The 15209-nt window shown below is 65.6% G+C and carries 15 protein-coding genes and 1 pseudogene; 12 read left to right on the top strand and 4 right to left on the bottom strand.

What is annotated here, in order from left to right:
* The first annotated feature begins 72 nt into the window (after positions 1-72).
* Positions 73-2022 carry a DUF3363 domain-containing protein gene (locus tag ACW9UL_RS10905; protein ID WP_457790804.1) on the top strand — a complete coding sequence of 650 codons (1950 nt, stop codon included), beginning with the start codon at positions 73-75 and terminating at the stop codon, positions 2020-2022.
* Positions 2023-2039: 17 nt separating this feature from the next.
* On the opposite strand, the pseudogene ACW9UL_RS10900 reads toward ACW9UL_RS10905, so the two are convergent.
* Positions 2040-2893: pseudogene (locus tag ACW9UL_RS10900) on the bottom strand (helix-turn-helix transcriptional regulator).
* A gap of 156 nt (positions 2894-3049) precedes the next feature.
* Here ACW9UL_RS10900 and hemA point away from each other — a divergent pair.
* The 9 genes from hemA to ACW9UL_RS10855 all read left to right on the top strand — a co-directional run bounded on the left by hemA (position 3050) and on the right by ACW9UL_RS10855 (position 11408).
* Positions 3050-4282 carry a 5-aminolevulinate synthase gene (hemA, locus tag ACW9UL_RS10895; protein ID WP_457790802.1) on the top strand — a complete coding sequence of 411 codons (1233 nt, stop codon included), beginning with the start codon at positions 3050-3052 and terminating at the stop codon, positions 4280-4282.
* 1 nt (position 4283) lies between these two features.
* Entirely contained in the window at positions 4284-4787 is a 504-nt protein-coding gene (locus ACW9UL_RS10890) for a GNAT family N-acetyltransferase (protein ID WP_457790800.1), read from the top strand.
* Complete coding sequence (locus ACW9UL_RS10885) at positions 4784-5854, top strand: Gfo/Idh/MocA family oxidoreductase (protein ID WP_457790798.1); 1071 nt, start codon at positions 4784-4786, stop codon at positions 5852-5854. The genes ACW9UL_RS10890 and ACW9UL_RS10885 overlap by 4 nt, the downstream gene beginning before the upstream one ends.
* 22 nt (positions 5855-5876) lie before the next feature.
* Positions 5877-7730: an asparagine synthase (glutamine-hydrolyzing) gene (gene asnB / locus ACW9UL_RS10880; RefSeq protein ID WP_457790796.1), complete on the top strand. Its 1854-nt coding sequence runs from the start codon at positions 5877-5879 to the stop codon at positions 7728-7730.
* An 85-nt stretch (positions 7731-7815) separates the two neighbouring features.
* Positions 7816-9015 (top strand): MFS transporter, encoded by a 1200-nt coding sequence (locus ACW9UL_RS10875; RefSeq protein ID WP_457790795.1) that lies wholly within the window; start codon positions 7816-7818, stop codon positions 9013-9015.
* Between the two features lie 13 nt (positions 9016-9028).
* Positions 9029-9955 carry a LysR family transcriptional regulator gene (locus ACW9UL_RS10870; protein ID WP_457790793.1) on the top strand — a complete coding sequence of 309 codons (927 nt, stop codon included), beginning with the start codon at positions 9029-9031 and terminating at the stop codon, positions 9953-9955.
* Complete coding sequence (locus ACW9UL_RS10865; RefSeq protein ID WP_457790791.1) at positions 9955-10221, top strand: EexN family lipoprotein; 267 nt, start codon at positions 9955-9957, stop codon at positions 10219-10221. Before ACW9UL_RS10870 ends, ACW9UL_RS10865 begins: the two co-directional genes overlap by 1 nt.
* An 84-nt stretch (positions 10222-10305) precedes the next feature.
* Entirely contained in the window at positions 10306-10713 is a 408-nt protein-coding gene (locus ACW9UL_RS10860) for an antitoxin Xre-like helix-turn-helix domain-containing protein (protein WP_457790789.1), read from the top strand.
* Entirely contained in the window at positions 10713-11408 is a 696-nt protein-coding gene (locus ACW9UL_RS10855) for an RES family NAD+ phosphorylase (RefSeq protein WP_457790943.1), read from the top strand. The genes ACW9UL_RS10860 and ACW9UL_RS10855 overlap by 1 nt, the downstream gene beginning before the upstream one ends.
* A gap of 456 nt (positions 11409-11864) precedes the next feature.
* On the opposite strand, the gene ACW9UL_RS10850 is transcribed toward ACW9UL_RS10855, so the two are convergent.
* The 3 genes from ACW9UL_RS10850 to ACW9UL_RS10840 are packed head-to-tail and all read right to left on the bottom strand — an operon-like array spanning position 11865 to position 13694.
* Positions 11865-12539 (bottom strand): transmembrane anchor protein, encoded by a 675-nt coding sequence (locus tag ACW9UL_RS10850; protein ID WP_457790787.1) that lies wholly within the window; start codon positions 12537-12539, stop codon positions 11865-11867.
* An 11-nt stretch (positions 12540-12550) separates the two neighbouring features.
* Positions 12551-13288, bottom strand: a complete 738-nt coding sequence (locus ACW9UL_RS10845) for a HupE/UreJ family protein (RefSeq protein ID WP_457790785.1) — start codon at positions 13286-13288, stop codon at positions 12551-12553.
* A gap of 46 nt (positions 13289-13334) precedes the next feature.
* Positions 13335-13694 (bottom strand): hypothetical protein, encoded by a 360-nt coding sequence (locus ACW9UL_RS10840; protein ID WP_457790783.1) that lies wholly within the window; start codon positions 13692-13694, stop codon positions 13335-13337.
* A gap of 114 nt (positions 13695-13808) precedes the next feature.
* Between ACW9UL_RS10840 and ACW9UL_RS10835 the strand changes: the two genes are divergently transcribed.
* Together ACW9UL_RS10835 and ACW9UL_RS10830 are read left to right on the top strand one after the other, a co-directional pair.
* The gene (locus tag ACW9UL_RS10835) at positions 13809-14096 is read left to right on the top strand and encodes a metal-sensing transcriptional repressor (protein ID WP_457790781.1); all 288 of its coding nucleotides are present in this window, start codon (positions 13809-13811) and stop codon (positions 14094-14096) included.
* 9 nt (positions 14097-14105) lie between these two features.
* Positions 14106-15209 carry a nickel/cobalt efflux transporter gene (locus ACW9UL_RS10830; protein WP_457790779.1) on the top strand — a complete coding sequence of 368 codons (1104 nt, stop codon included), beginning with the start codon at positions 14106-14108 and terminating at the stop codon, positions 15207-15209.

The following is a 15209-nucleotide window of genomic DNA, read 5'->3' as shown; positions in this document are numbered from 1 at the left end:
CGCCCCACAGCAGCAACTGTCTGGGAGCGTGCCTGATACGCCGTACTGCGACCAACTTGGAGGAGTCAAAACATGAGCAAAGGAAGCCGTCCGGACGACGAATTGTGCTTTCGCCCGCAGCCGGGCAAGCCGCAGCAACGCGGCCAACCCTTCATCAACCAGGCGCTGCGCCAGGCCAACAAAGCCGGCACAGGCAAGCCGCGCAAGGCGGGCCACCAGCCTGGCGCCCGCCTCGGCCGCGGGCATGTCGCCGCTCGTTTCAGCGCGCAGCAACTGCCGTCCAACGCCCGCCGCGTCACCATCAAGACGCGCCTGGTGAACCTGCGCCGGGCCGGCAAGCGCTCGACGCTCAGCCACCTGCGCTACATCGAACGCGACGGCGTCAGTCGCGAGGGTGATCCAGGCAAGGCCTACGGGCCATTGACCGACCAGGCCGACCTCAACGCGTTCGAGGAACACGGCCGGGACGACCGCCACCAGTTTCGCTTCATCGTCTCGCCCGAGGATGCCGAGCAGCTCGACGACCTACGCACCTATACCCGCCACCTGATGAGCCGGATGGAGGCCGACCTCGGTACGCGCCTCGACTGGGTGGCGGTCGACCACTGGAACACCGACAACCCGCACACCCACATCGTCCTGCGCGGCAAGGACGACACCGGCAAGGACCTGGTGATCGCCCGCGACTACATCGCCGAGGGCATGCGCAACCGCGCCTCGGAGCTGGCCACCGAATGGCTCGGCCCGCGTACCGAACTGGAGATCCAGCGGAGTCTGCAGCGCGAGGTGCAGCAGGAGCGCTTTACCAGCCTGGACCGCACCCTATTGCGCGAACGCCAAGCCGGCGTGCTCAGCCTGAAATCGCTCGCCAACCATCCACGTCGGCAGCTGCTGATCGGCCGCCTGCAGCAGCTGCAGAGGCTTGAGCTGGCTCGTGAGGTTCGGCCAGGACAATGGATCCTGCGGGAGGACGCCGAGGCGACCTTGCGCGCCATGGGCGAGCGTGGCGACATCGTGCGCACGATGCAGCGGGCCATGGGTAGCGTGCAGCGCGAGCTGGCGGTCTTCGAGCCGGGCAAGGATGGTCCCGAAGTGGTCGGTCGGATCATGGCCAAGGGGCTGGCCGACGAGCTAAACGACCGTGGCTATTTGGTTGTCGACGGGCTCGACGGCAAGGCCCACTACCTGGCCCTGCCTGCCCGTGCGGAGCTGGCCGACTACCCCATCGGCGGCGTGGTGGAAACACGCAGTTTGGGCGAGCCGCGCACGGTGGATCGCTCGATTGCGGCGTTGGCTGCGGACGGCCTTTATCGCACCGATTATCACGCGGCCCTGGCACGATCACAGGCAGTCGAAGGACAGGATCCCGAGGCATTGGTTGAACGCCATGTGCGCCGCCTCGAAGCCCTGCGCCGGGCCGGAATCGTCGAGCGGCTGGACGAGAGCGTCTGGCGGGTGCCGGCCGATCTGCCCGAGCAAGGCCGGCAGCATGACGCCCGCCGCCTGGGCGACGTCGCCGTCGAACTGCGCACGCCGCTGCCCCTTGAGCAGCAGGTGCGCGCCGTCGGCGCGACCTGGCTGGACCAACAGCTGATCGGCGGCAACCGCGAGCTGGTCGACACGGGCTTCGGCAAGGAGGTGCGCGAAGCGCTGCGGCAGCGCGCGGACTTTCTGGTGGAACAGGGCCTGGCCGAACGCCAGGGCCAACGCGTGGTGCTCGCACGCAACCTGCTGGCCACCCTGCGCAGCCGGGAGCTGACTGCGGCGGCGCGCGAGATCTCGGCGCAGACGGGCCTGCAGTACCGCCTGGCGGTCGAGGGCCAGCGCGTCAGCGGGATCTACCGGCGCAGCGTGCAGCTGGCCAGCGGCCGTTATGCCCTGCTCGACGATGGCATCGGCTTCAGCCTGGTGCCCTGGAAGCCGGTGATCGAGCAGCGGCTCGGGCAAAGCGTGTCGGCGGTGATCCAGGGCAACAGCGTCTCCTGGCAACTGGGTCGCCAGCGCGGGCCGTCGATTGGTTGAGCAACAAGCGCCGGGGCCTAGACCAGCGCCGGCTCCTGCTGCAGCCACTGCTCGAAGGATCGGCTCTGCGGCTTGCCCTCCTTGGCCGCGTAGTAGACCAGCCGCAGGTGGCGATCCTCGTCGATGGTCAGCGTGGTGTGTTCGAACACCACCTGGCCAACCGCTTCGATGTGCAGGTGGCGTATCCCCTGGCACGGGCCGTGGATATCCTGCTGCCGCCACCAGTCCCTGAAGTCCGGCGAGGCCTTCTCCAGGTCCTCACCAGCGCAGCGATATCCGGATCCTGGGTCGCCCGCACGAAGTCGCGGCGGAAGCTGGAGAGGATCTGCAGCGCCTGCTCATCCCAAGGGTCGAATAGCTCGCACATGGCCGGGCTGGTGAACAGCATCCACAGCAGGTTTCGGCGGTCCGCCGGCAGCGCGGAGAAGCCGAACACCCGATCCGCTGCGGCGTTCCAGGCCAATACGTCCCAGCGCAGGTTGAGTACGTAGGCCGGACGTGACGGCAGGTCGGCCATCAGCCGGTGAATCAGCGCAGGCACCGTGCACCAGGTCTTGCCCGGCTCTGGCGGCAGACGCTGGTGAGCGAGCAGGAACAGGTGGCGGCGCTCGGTGGCATCCAGCTTGAGCGTGCGCGAGAGGTTGTCGAGGAAGGTCGCGGACACGCTGATGTCCCGTCCTTGTTCCAGCCAGGTGTACCAGGACAACCCCACCCCGGCCAGGGCTGCGACCTCCTCGCGGCGCAGCCCGGGCGTGCGCCGCCGACTACCGGCGGGCAGGCCCACCTCCTCCGGCGAAATGCGTTCGCGGCGACTACGCAGGAATTCGGCCAGCTCTACCCGGGTGCGTTCAGCTGTGCGGGGCGCGCTCATCCGGTTACCTCCAGTACTAGGATAAACAGTCAAATTGTAACCCCTATAAATCCCGAGAAGAATACCCCGACCTGGCCGCGAATGCCCGAGCCAGGGCTCTTGCTTGATGAGGAACCACACAGAGACGTGTCATCAACTCGCTAAGGAGATAAACGGATGTACCAAGCACTTCTTCGGGAACAACTGGAGACATTGAAGTCCTCCAACCAGTACCGCACCTTCACCACCCTCAGCCGCATCTGCGGCCAGTATCCCCTGGCCAAGCTGGACGGTCGCGAGCAGGAACCGGTGGTGGTCTGGTGCAGCAACGACTACCTCGGCATGTCGCAACACCCCGCCGTGCGCGAGCAGATGCACGACGCGCTGGAGACCTACGGCGCCGGCTCCGGCGGCTCGCGCAATATCGGCGGCTCGCACGAGCTGTACGCCAGCCTGGAGGCGAGCCTGGCCGACTGGCACGACAAGGAAGCGGCGCTGGTCTTTCCCACCGGCTTCGGCTCCAACGATGCCACCCTCCAGTGCCTGCTGCGGCGCATCCCCGACTGCGTGGTGATCAGCGATGAGCTGAACCATGCCTCCATCGTCAACGGCATCCGCTCGACGCCCAACGAGCGCAAGATCTTCCGCCACAACGATGTCGCGCACCTCGAGCAGATCCTCGCCAGCTACCCGCAGGGCCAGCCGAAGATCGTGGTGTTCGAGTCGGTCTACTCGATGGACGGCGACATCGCCCCCATCGCCGAGATCGTCGCGGTCGCCAAGCGCTACAACGCCCTGACCTACCTCGACGAAGTGCACGCCGTCGGCATGTACGGCCCGCGCGGCGCCGGTATCGCCGCCGAGCTGGGCGTGGCCGATCAGGTCGACATCATCCAGGGCACCATGGCCAAGGCCATCGGCGTGATCGGCGGCTACATCGCCTCGGACCAGGTGATCGTCGATGCCGTGCGTTCCTTCGCCGTGGGTTTCATCTTCACCACTTCGCTGCCGCCGGCGATCACCGCCGGCTGCCTGGCCAGTGTCGAGCATCTCAAGGCCAGCAGTATCGAGCGCGATCACCTGCATACCCAGACCGCCAAGCTGCGCGAGCGGCTCAAGCACTATGACGTGCCGGTGATGCCCTGCTCGCAGACCCACGTGCTGCCGGTGCTGGTGGGCGAGGCCAAGCGCTGCAAGGCGGCGGCAGAACGCCTGCTGCATACCCATGGCGTGTACCTGCAGCCGATCAACTATCCCTCGGTACCGGTGGGCACCGAGCGTTTCCGCGTCAACGCCACGCCGAACCACAGCGATACGCAGATCGAGCACCTGGCGCGGTCGCTGCGCGAGACCTTCGAGCATTTCAGCATTCCGCTGGCCTCCCGGGCGTTCGCTGCGGAGGTGGCCTGAGATGGAGCAGTCCTTCCTCACCGTGCGCCCCGCGACCCAGGCCGACCTGGCCAGCCTGGTGGAGCTGCGCGCGCATCTGCTGGACGGCACCACCGCCAGCTATTCGAGCAAGACGCCGGAGGACGCGGCGCGCTGGCGGGCGGCCTACCGCACCTGGCTGAGCAACCGCCTGAGCGAGAGCGATTGCGTGCAGATCCTCGCCGCCGAGTACAAGGAATCCGGCCAGGTGCTGGGCTGCGCGACGGCCATCATCGACCAGCGCGCGCCGGCACCGGGCTGCCTCAACGGCCTGTCCGGATGGGTGCAATCAGTGGTGGTGGAGCCACAGTGGCGGGGCCGCGGCATCGCCCGGCAGCTGATGCAACACCTGCTGCGCTGGTTCGCCAACCGCGGCGTCGGCTGCGTGGTACTGCAGAGCACCGAGGCCGCGGGCACGCTCTACCAGGCCCTGGGCTTCGTCGCCAGCGACGAGCGCCTGCTGATCCGTCAGGAGGCCTCGGCATGAAGATCCTGATCATCGGCCTGGGCTACGCCGGCAACCGCTACCGCCGCGCCTTCGAGCATATCGCCACGAGCACCGGCCTGCCGCTGTCGCTGGCCTATGTCGGGCGCCGGCAGAAGACGACCGAGCTGCCCTACTTCGACAGCGTCGGCCGGGCGCTGCAGGTGTTCGAGCCAGACATCGTGGTGGTCAGCGTCAACGACCACAGCCATGCGCCCGTGCTCAAGCAGCTGGCCGGCTACCGGGGCTTCGTGCTCTGCGAGAAGCCGCTGGTCACGCCCAGTGACGACTTGGACGAGTTGCTCGCCGCACTGGAGCAGGTCGGCGGCTTTGCCCTGGATCTGGTGGAGCGTTACTCGGACGCAACCCAGCAGTTGCGCGACTGGGTCGAGCGCCATGACTGGCAACTGGTGCGCGCCAGCTTCCACTGGGGCAAGGACCGCATCAACGACTACCGCCCCACCTGCGGCGTGACCAGCGAGGTGATCCACGCCCTGGACCTGCTCGGCTGGATCTGCCCGCGCGCCGGCCTGCTCGAGCTCGATGGCGTGCTCGGCGTGCGCTCGGATTTCTCCATCTCCGGCCCAGAGGTGCTCGATACCGTGCAGCTCACCGCCAGCCTGGGCGAGGCGCGGGTCACCGGCTACGCCAGCTTCGTCAACATCGTGCGCCAGCGCACCGTGGATTTCAGCTTCGTCGATCGCGATGCTCGGCTGATCCATGCGCGCCTGGTGTTCGACACGCCGCGCTGGGATCACGACCAGCTGCGCATCTGGACGCGCGGCGCCAACGGCAGCGAGGAGCTGTTGCACGCGTTCGCCACCGCCCCCGACGAGCCTGGGCTGGCCACCCTGCACAAGCTCTCGCGGCTGTGCCGACAGGTGGTGCGCGCCGTGGCGCTCAAGGAGCCGCCCCGCCAGCCCTTCGCCGGCCTCGACACCGCCTTGGCGCTGCAGCGCCTGCTCAACGAGCTCGACACCCATGCCCAAACCCCAGCACCGGCGCGCTACGTCCATGGCGAGGCGCGCGTACTGCTGGCCGAGGACAGCGACCTGGAAAGCCTCGGGTAACCCAATCACAAGGAGAACGACTATGTGTGGAATCGCTGGATGGCTGTCCTACAGCCAGAACCTGGAAACGCAACGCGACACCCTGCAGCGTATGACCGACACCATGGCCCTGCGCGGCCCGGATGCTGGCGGTCTGTGGATCGAGGGCCCGGTGGGCCTGGGCCATCGGCGCCTGTCGATCATCGACCTGGAGGGTGGTCGCCAACCGATGACCGCCATGCACGGTGGTCCGCGCGAAGCCGCCGCCATCACCTACAGCGGCGAGGTCTACAACTTCCGCGAGCTGCGCACCGAGCTGCAACGTCTCGGCCACCGCTTCGAGACCCGCAGCGACACCGAGGTGGTGCTGCGCGCCTATGTCGAATGGGGCGAGGCCTTCGTCGAGCGGCTCAACGGCATGTATGCCTTCGCCATCTGGGACCTGCGTTCGCAAGAGCTGCTGCTGATCCGCGACCGCATGGGCGTCAAGCCGCTGTACTACTTCCCCACCGCGGACGGTGTGGTGTTCGGTTCAGAGCCCAAGGCGCTGCTGGCCAACCCGCTGGTACCGCGCAAGGTGCGTGCAGACGGCCTGCGCGAGATCCTGGAGATGGTGAAGACGCCGGGCCATGCCGTGTTCGACGGCATGCGCGAGGTGATGCCAGGCGAGATCGTGCGCATCAACCGCCAGGGCCTGGGTCGCCGCCACTACTGGAAGCTGGAGGCGCGCGAGCACGCCCACTCGCTGGACGAGACCATTCGCCATACCCGCGACCTGCTGGAGGACATCGTCGATCGCCAGATCGTCGCCGACGTCCCGCTGTGCAGCCTGCTCTCCGGCGGCCTCGACTCCTCGATCATCACCGCGCTGGCATCGAAGAAGCTGCTGGCCGCCGGCAAGGAGAACATCCGCTCCTTCTCCGTCGACTTCGTCGATCACGGCAGCGGCTTCACCGGCGACGCCGTGCGCGGCACCCCGGATGCACCCTTCGTGCGCGACCTGGTGGAGAAGATCCGCTCCAGCCACCAGGAGATCGTCCTCGACAGCCGCGAGCTGGCCGATCCGGCGTTGCGTGCGCAAATCGTCCGTGCCCTCGACCTGCCACCGGCGTTCTGGGGCGACATGTGGCCGTCGCTCTACCGGCTGTTCCAGGAGGTGCGCAAGCACTCGACGGTGGCACTGTCCGGCGAGAGCGCGGACGAGGTGTTCGGCGGCTATCGCTGGTTCCACGATCCGGAAGCGATCCAGGCCGACACCTTCCCCTGGCTGACCTCGGTGACCGGCAAGTACTTCGACGGCAAGACCCTGTTCGACCCGGGCCTGCTGACCCAGCTCGACATGCACAGCTTCCTGCGCGACAGCTACACCCAGGCCATCGCCGAAGCGCCGGTACTGCCTGGCGAGAGTGCGGTCGACCAGCGCATGCGGCAGATGAGCTACGTCAACCTGACCCGCTTCGTGCAGACCCTGCTCGACCGCAAGGATCGCATGAGCATGGCCGTCGGCCTCGAGGTACGGGTGCCCTTCTGCGATCACCGCCTGGTCGAGTACGCCTTCAACATCCCCTGGGCGATGAAGGCCTTCGACGGGCGGGAGAAAAGCATCCTGCGCGCGGCGACCCGCGACCTGCTGCCCGAATCGATCAGCGAGCGGGTCAAGAGCCCCTACCCCTCGACCCAGGACCCGGCCTACGAGCAGGCGCTGCGTGATGCCCTGGCCGCCATCCAGGCGGATCGCAACGCGCCGGTGACGCCAATGCTCGACAGCGGCCGTATCCAGCAGACCCTGGCCAAGCCGCTCGGCAGCGTCTCGCCCATGTACGAGCGCATGGGCATGGAGCTGGCGGTCGGCCTCAACACCTGGCTGAACGAGTACGACGTCAGCCTCGAACTCTAGTCCCCAACCGGATGCGGCCCCGGTGCGGGGCTGCATCCATTCGCTGTACCACCCACGCGTTCCTGCAACGCAAGCGAGTCCGAGCATGCACACACCCAACCAATCCCCCATCTACCTCATAGCGCTGGGGGCCTTCGCCCTTGGCATGGCCTCCTACGTCACCGCCGGGCTGATCCCGATGATCGAGGCTTCGTTCGCGGTCTCCGTCGCGGTGGCCGCACAGCTGGTCACCGCCTTCACCCTGGCCTACGGCCTGGGTTCGCCGATCTTCGTCGCCCTGACCCCGGCGCATCGTCAGCGCGCCGGCTTGTTGCTGGCCCTGGGCCTGTTCGTCATCGCCAACGCCGCCAGCGCGCTGGCCGAGAGTTTCACCGCGCTGATGGTCTGGCGCGCCATCGCCGGTATCGGCGCCGGCGTCTACCTGGCCATGGGCATCGGTGCCTCGGCCGCCGTGTCGACCCCGGAGCGCCGCGGCAAGGCCATCGCCATCATCATGGGCGGTATGGCCAGCGGCGTGGTGCTGGGCGTGCCGCTCAGCTTGCTGATCGCTGAGCAGCTGGGCTGGCAGGCCGCCTTGTGGCTGGTGACCCTGCTCGGCCTGGTGGCCTTCTTCGGCCTGCTGCTGAAGCTCCCTTCCCTGCCGGCGGCCACCGCCACCACGCTGGGCCAGAAGCTGGCGATCCTCGGCGACGGCCATGTGCTGATCATCCTGCTGGTGTCGCTGCTGGCCGCCATCGCCAGCCTGGGCATGTACACCTTCATCGCCCCGCTGCTGGCTGACCCAGCCTATGGCGCGGTGCGCTCGGTCACCCCCTACCTGTGGGTCTGGGGCATTGGCGGCGTGCTGGGCAGCTTCCTGATCGGCCCGCTGGTGGATCGAATCAAGGGACCGGTGCTGACCTTCACCATCATGCTGATCCTCGCCGTTTCACTGTTCGTACTGCCACTGGCCGCTGCCCTCAGCACCTGGCTGGTGATGCTGCCCATCGCCCTGTGGGGCGCCGTCGGCTGGGCGCTGCAGGTGCCGCAGAATAACGAGCTGATCCTGGCCCGCCAGGCTCAAGGCGACGGCAACCTGGCCATCGCCCTGAACGAGTCGGCGCTCTACCTGGGCAGCGCCATCGGCGCCGCGGCCGGCGGCTTCGTGCTGCTGTTGCAGATGCCCACCTGGACCCTGGCCGCCAGCGCCGGTGGTGTCGCAGCCCTCGGTGCCCTGCTGCAGATCGTCAACCTGCGTCGCCAGCCAACCTGGAACGGCGACGTGCAAGCCGAATCCTACAACTGACGGAGGAAAGGCCGTGGAACTGCGCCACCTTCGCTGTTTCATCGCCGTCGCAGAAGAACTGCACTTCGCCCGTGCCGCCGCGCGCCTGCATATCGAACAGTCGCCCCTGTCGCGGATCATCAAGGAGCTGGAGTACCGCCTGGGCGTGCAGCTGTTCGAGCGCACCACGCGGCGCACGCGCCTGACCTGGGCCGGCAAGGTGCTCTTGGAAGAAGCGCGTCGGGTGCTCGCCGTGGTCGACCAGGCCAAGGCCAGCGTCAAGAGCGCGGCGGCCGGCTACCGCGGGCGCATTCGCGTCGCGCTGTCCGACGGCATCCCCCAGGCGCGCCTGGCCGCCCTGCTCGCCCAGTGCCGCGAGGAAGAGCCTGAGGTCGAGATCTGCCTGTCGGAAGTCACCTTCAGCGAACAGGTCAGAGGCCTGAGCGACGACCTGTTCGACATCGGGCTTGCACAATCCGACGAGGTTGGCGAAGGGCTGGTGGCCGAGCCGGTCTGGTTCGATCCGCTGGTGGTGGCGGTGCCTGCCCGCCACCCGCTGCTCACCTATCGACGCGTACCGCTCGACGAGGTGGTGCGCTACCCGCTGGTGCTCTGCGATCCGCAGGTCTGCCAAGGCTTCTGGCAGCAACTACAGCGGGTGCTAGGCGCGGTGGAAACACGGCTGACCATCGCTGACCGCGTCCCCACCCTGGACCTGATGATGGCGCTGGTGGCGGCGGGCTACGGCCTGGGTTTCTCCAGCCTCGCGCGAATCACCGAACTCAACAATCGGGACGTTGTGACCAGGCCGCTGGCCGGCTGCCCCGCGATGCTGACCACCTACCTGATACGGCGCGAAGGCGAACCGACCGAACAATTGGCGAGGTTTATCGGGCGGGTGAGTCCGGCGGAAAGCCGGGCGTTGCTGCCTAATCACACATCACAGAAGGAGATCGCTTGATGAAGAAGATATCGCTGTTGCTGACTGCCGTGCTGTTGAGCGCTTGCGAAAAACCGATGCCATTTGAGTCGGCCGAAGCGCTTGCAGAGAATCCCGAGCGGCTCAAGGAGCTGCGACTGCAGTGCCGGGACAATCGAGCAAAGCTGGGTGAGGCCCAATGCAACGCGGTTGGCGACGCCCAGCGCATACGCTTTATGGGCAAAGGCACACCCTATACTCCGCACCCCGTCCAATTCTTCCACTCAGACACTGAAGATGGACGCTAGAGGGGACGCCGGTGAAATGGCCACTTTAATCTACAGATTCAAATGTGCTACATTTTGCTCTACAGATTAAATCGAGGGCTCCCCATGACAGCTGCCGCCATCCAAGCTCAGGACTTCTCGAAAAGCCAGTGCGCAGCCGGCCTGCGTGCGGCTCTGAACATCCTGGACAAGTGGAAGGCCTCCTGCGAGCAGGCCTGCCGGGTGCTGCGGATTTCCCGCAGCACCTACACCCGCGCCAGCCAGAAGGATTCGGCGTGGGCGGTGAGCCTGGACTCCGACCAGATGCAGCGCATCAGTCTTGTGCTGAACATCCACGCGGCACTACGCGTTGTGTTCGACAACCCCGAGAACGTCTACGGCTTCCCCTCGATGGAGAACCGCAACGAGTTCTTCAACGGCCGCGCGCCGCTCGACATCATGGCGCAGGGCGACATGATCTCGCTGTACGAGACATTCCGGCGGATCGACGCGCTGCGAGGCGCCCAGTGGTGATGCTCGGCGACCTTCCGCCACTGGAAGGTGAGAGCCTGCAGGCCTACCGCTTGGTCAACTCCAAGTTTCCGCCCATTGCCCTGTTCGACGACGTCGCCGACGCAGAGGACTTCGAAGCTCTCTATCAAATCCAGGCGCTGACCAATCCACGGCTGCAGAACGAGATAGGCCGCCTGGAGCTCATTCCGCGCGACCAGATCCCATTTGGTATCCCCGGGTGCTCGTATGCGACAGCGCCCTTCACCCACGTCAACCCGGCCGGCTCGCGCTTCAGCAACGGCAGCTTCGGCGTGCTCTACCTGGCCGACAGGATGGACACCGCGATTGCCGAGGTGCGCCATCACCAGGAGCACTACTGGTCGAATGTGCCAGGGCTCAACTATGAGCGTTTCGTCTTCAGGGGGCTGACCGCCAGCTTCAGCGACAGCGGGATGAGGGACGTCACCGCACTTCCGCTTTCAGACCCCATCTATGCGCCGGACGACTACGCACACTCGAATCGATTGGGAAGCGAAGTGAAACGAGCGGGATACCCGGGCCTGCGCTACAACTCGGTTCGCGCTCCGAGCAACATCTGCTGGGCGCTGATGACGCCGCGACCTGTTACCTCGATCATCCAGGCTGCTCATTTCGAGATGATTTGGTGTGGGCAAATCATCAGCGTCAACCGCATTACAACCATAGTTGTCGAGTAACTACTGGTACCACTACTTGAAACCCTATCCAGGGTGTTCCTTGTAGATCTGACTATCTACGAAGCGTCTTGAACAAAAGGTGATCCCGACGCCATGACCCAAAGGGATATTTTCTCTGAGTTGACCGAAGGCTTCGACGACCTCTCCGCAGAGCGCAAAGGGAGGCGTACGCTGCGTACATGCCAGACTGAATACCAGCCAGTAGAACACGCGGCAAGTGCGCAAAACGCAGCACCACGCAACCTGCAGATTTCGCGAGGAGCTTTGCCTGAGCCATCAAAAACCAGTCAGGGAACTCTGAGCATCCGAAAGTAAGACCTCCCGCAGCCCGTTGATCGGGCTGCGGTTCCGACTCGTCAAGCAAGCATCCGGAGCTCATCATCTTCCTGATCTAAATCAATGGAGCACGCGGGTAGAAAGCAGCGGGAGCAGAGGCTCACTGCTCCCGCTGAACCATCAGATCACCCGCTTGATGGCAATGTAATCACCCTCGGTACGCAGCGTGACGGTGACCGGTTTGCTGGTGCGGTTGCGCCAGAACCAGCCGTGCTTGCCGTCGAAGGCGGCCTCCAGGACACCCTGATCCTCCGGCGTGGCGCGCCCCTTGCCGTAACCGTGGTAGAACTCGCGCGGCGCGTTGTAGGGGTCGCCGTGGGTGTCGTAATTGACCACACCGCCGTTGGCCGTCCAGAAGTAGTTGACCTGGGAGCCCTTGAGCATTTCCAGCTTGATCTCGGCGCCTTGGCCGGGAGCCAGGGAAATACTCATTTCATGCTTCTGCCCCTCGGCCTCAACTAGCGCAGGCTCTACTGCGGCCGGGGCCGTCGCCTCTGCGGCTGCGGGGACGGCAGGTTGCGGGGCCGCTTGAGGTACCGGCTGCAGCGCCGTCGGAGCTGTAGCTGCGGGCGCAGCAGCTTCGGCTGCAGCTTCTTCGGCCAGTTGCTGTTTGACCTCGCCCATCTGGGTCAGCCCCAGCATGCGACCGGCTCCAGTGGGATCGATGGCGTATTCCGAGGGCATGACCACGATGACGAGTATGACAATGGCGGCGATCAGTGCAGTCAGGGTGGAGCGCAGCAGTTGCTGGCTGCTCGGCAGTTCGTCGAGGGTTGGGATCTTGCTGTTGAACATGGCGAAATTCCTTACTGGGAGACGATCAAGCCGGTGAGCTGGTAACCCATCAACAGGAAACCGGCGCTCATCATGGCGACGTTGGCGGTGTAGGCGTGGCGCCAGAAGCTGGCGGTGCGCCGCCAGTAGCCCATGAAAATGAGAATGCTGCCGAGCGCCAGTAGCTGGCCGATCTCCACGCCAACGTTGAAGGCGATCAAATTGGCGATCAGGCCATCGGAGGAAATCTCGTACTCCTGGATCTTGGTGGCCAGACCGAAGCCGTGCAGCAGGCCGAAGATCAGCGTAGCGGCGCGGGTGTCTGGCTGGTAGCCGAACCAGCGCTGGAAGGCCCCCAGGTTGTCGAGCGCCTTGTACACCACCGAAAAGCCGATGATGGCGTCGATCACGTAGGCACTGATGCCGATGTCCGCCAGCACCCCGAGGAGCAGGGTGACCGAGTGGCCGACGGCAAACAGGGTGACGTAGAGCCCCACGTCCTTCAGACGGTAGAGAAAGAAGATCACGCCGAACAGGAACAGCAGGTGGTCGTAGCCCGTAATCATGTGCTTGGCGCCCATGTACACGAACGGCATAAACATCACCCCGGTGCTTTCCTGGATGAAGCCCTTGTCGCCCTCGGCAACGCCGTGGGCCAGTGCGTCGGGCATACCGAGAAAGAACAGGGCGGTAAGCAGTAGCAATAGCGGTAGCGAGCGGTATGGACGCAGGTGGCCTGCGGCCATGCCGCGCATGGATAGCGAATGCATGGTGAAATCCTAGGTTGCAGTGGTCTTGGGCCGCACAGCGGCCTGTTCAGAACACCAAACCAGGGCGTGGTGGCCGCTCGATCAGGTAGATCGGGCTGGCGGGAATCGAGTAGCCGGGGCTTTCCAGCAGCAGCCTACGCTCCGGCTGCGAGGCGATGCTCAGCCCAGTGCTCAGGTGCGGTGTTTCATGCACGTGGTCAGCCGTCAGCGGCGAGTGGTAATGATCCGCACAGACCGCACAGGCAAACGCACCGTCGCCATGGCTGTGCGCATGCATATGCTGGTTGTCGCCCCAGGTCGGCGGGCTCTCCCCCACGAACAGCGCAGACGCATGCCCGGCCCAGGCCATCAGGATGGCGAGAGCGAGGGCGAAGATCACCTTGGCGCTGATGGCTTTGCTGAGCATGGAGTCGCCGCTTCGATAGCTGGGCCGTGTGATTGAGGGGGGGGCAGCCGTTTGACCATATCCCCCCCAGGGGGATAGGATGCCGCGGCGATTATCCTTGCACGAGGTCTGGCGATGAGCAAGCACGAACACGGGCATCAGCACCAAAGTCATAAGGAAATCATCAAAAGGCTGAAACGTGCCGAGGGCCATCTGCGCAGCATCGTCGCCATGATCGAGGACGGTCGCGCCTGTGTGGACATCGCCCAGCAACTGCACGCGGTCGAGAAAGCGGTCTGCCAGGCCAAGCGCACGCTGATCCAGGACCACATCGACCACTGCCTGGAACACACGGTCGGCGCCCTTACCAATGCTGAGCGGGCGCCACTGGAAGAGTTCAAGCAGATCACCAAATACCTCTGAGTCCTTCCCATGTCGACCTTCGCCGAGTTGTTGCAGCAAGGGGCCGCACAGGCCTGGCTGTATGTCCCTACCGCCATCTTGCTTGGGGCCCTGCATGGCCTGGAGCCCGGGCACTCGAAGACCATGATGGCGGCCTTCATCGTGGCCATTCGCGGCACGGTGCGTCAGGCCGTCCTGCTTGGACTGGCGGCCACTGCCTCGCACACCGCCGTGGTCTGGCTGGTGGCCATCGGTGGCATGTACCTAGGACAGCACCTCGACGCCCAGACCACCGAACCCTACTTCCAACTCGCCTCGGCCGTGCTCATCGTCGCCATCGCGCTGTGGATGCTCTGGCGCACCTGGCGTGGCGAGCAAATGTGGCGCTTCGAGGATGAGCAGCACCATCACGACGAACGCCAGCACATCGATACCGGACACGGCCGCGTCGAACTGTCGATCCACGAGCAGGACGCGCCGCCACGCTGGCGTCTGCGCGTGCTGAGCGGGCATGTCTGGCCCGCTGGGGACGTCAGTCTGCTCACCACCCGCAGCGACGGACAGATTCAGGAGTTCCGCTTCGCCACCCAGGACGGCTACCTGCAGTCGCTGGATGCGATTCCCGAGCCGCATGAGTTCACCGCGCGCCTGCGCTTGGGCCACGCCGGGCACGCCCACGAGTACGACCTGGAGTTCCAAGAACACGGCCACGTCCATTCGCAGCCGGAGAGCCTGGAGCTGTCGTTGGAGGGCTACCAGGATGCGCACGAGCGGGCCCACGCCAACGACATTCGCCGTCGTTTCACCAGCCGCAACGTCAGCACCGGCCAGGTGATCCTGTTCGGCCTGACCGGCGGGCTGATTCCCTGCCCGGCGGCCATCACCGTGCTGCTGCTCTGTCTGCAGGTCAAGGAGGTGACGCTGGGTGCGGTTCTGGTACTCGGCTTCAGCGTCGGCCTGGCGCTGACCCTGGTCGCGGTTGGCGTCGCCGCGGCCGTCGGCACGCGACACGCGTCCAACCGCTGGCCCTGGCTGGGCGTGGTGGTGCGCCGCGCGCCCTACCTGTCCAGCCTGCTGATCATCGCCGTGGGCATCTATGTCGGCCTGCATGGCTGGGCCGGGCTGAACGCCTGA

This window comes from Pseudomonas sp. PL-6 (assembly GCF_054110165.1).
This window is presented reverse-complemented; position numbering and strand designations above follow the sequence as displayed.

Bases quoted from the DNA above. Each gene is read 5' to 3' on its own strand.
- ACW9UL_RS10835 (WP_457790781.1), top strand. From the start codon at position 13,809: ATGAGCAAGCACGAACACGGGCATCAGCACCAAAGTCATAAGGAAATC.
- ACW9UL_RS10850 (WP_457790787.1), bottom strand. From the start codon at position 12,539: ATGTTCAACAGCAAGATCCCAACCCTCGACGAACTGCCGAGCAGCCAG.
- ACW9UL_RS10885 (WP_457790798.1), top strand. From the start codon at position 4,784: ATGAAGATCCTGATCATCGGCCTGGGCTACGCCGGCAACCGCTACCGC.
- ACW9UL_RS10905 (WP_457790804.1), top strand. From the start codon at position 73: ATGAGCAAAGGAAGCCGTCCGGACGACGAATTGTGCTTTCGCCCGCAG.
- ACW9UL_RS10890 (WP_457790800.1), top strand. From the start codon at position 4,284: ATGGAGCAGTCCTTCCTCACCGTGCGCCCCGCGACCCAGGCCGACCTG.
- hemA (WP_457790802.1), top strand. From the start codon at position 3,050: ATGTACCAAGCACTTCTTCGGGAACAACTGGAGACATTGAAGTCCTCC.
- ACW9UL_RS10840 (WP_457790783.1), bottom strand. From the start codon at position 13,694: ATGCTCAGCAAAGCCATCAGCGCCAAGGTGATCTTCGCCCTCGCTCTC.
- ACW9UL_RS10830 (WP_457790779.1), top strand. From the start codon at position 14,106: ATGTCGACCTTCGCCGAGTTGTTGCAGCAAGGGGCCGCACAGGCCTGG.
- ACW9UL_RS10875 (WP_457790795.1), top strand. From the start codon at position 7,816: ATGCACACACCCAACCAATCCCCCATCTACCTCATAGCGCTGGGGGCC.
- ACW9UL_RS10860 (WP_457790789.1), top strand. From the start codon at position 10,306: ATGACAGCTGCCGCCATCCAAGCTCAGGACTTCTCGAAAAGCCAGTGC.
- ACW9UL_RS10845 (WP_457790785.1), bottom strand. From the start codon at position 13,288: ATGCATTCGCTATCCATGCGCGGCATGGCCGCAGGCCACCTGCGTCCA.
- ACW9UL_RS10855 (WP_457790943.1), top strand. From the start codon at position 10,713: ATGCTCGGCGACCTTCCGCCACTGGAAGGTGAGAGCCTGCAGGCCTAC.
- asnB (WP_457790796.1), top strand. From the start codon at position 5,877: ATGTGTGGAATCGCTGGATGGCTGTCCTACAGCCAGAACCTGGAAACG.
- ACW9UL_RS10865 (WP_457790791.1), top strand. From the start codon at position 9,955: ATGAAGAAGATATCGCTGTTGCTGACTGCCGTGCTGTTGAGCGCTTGC.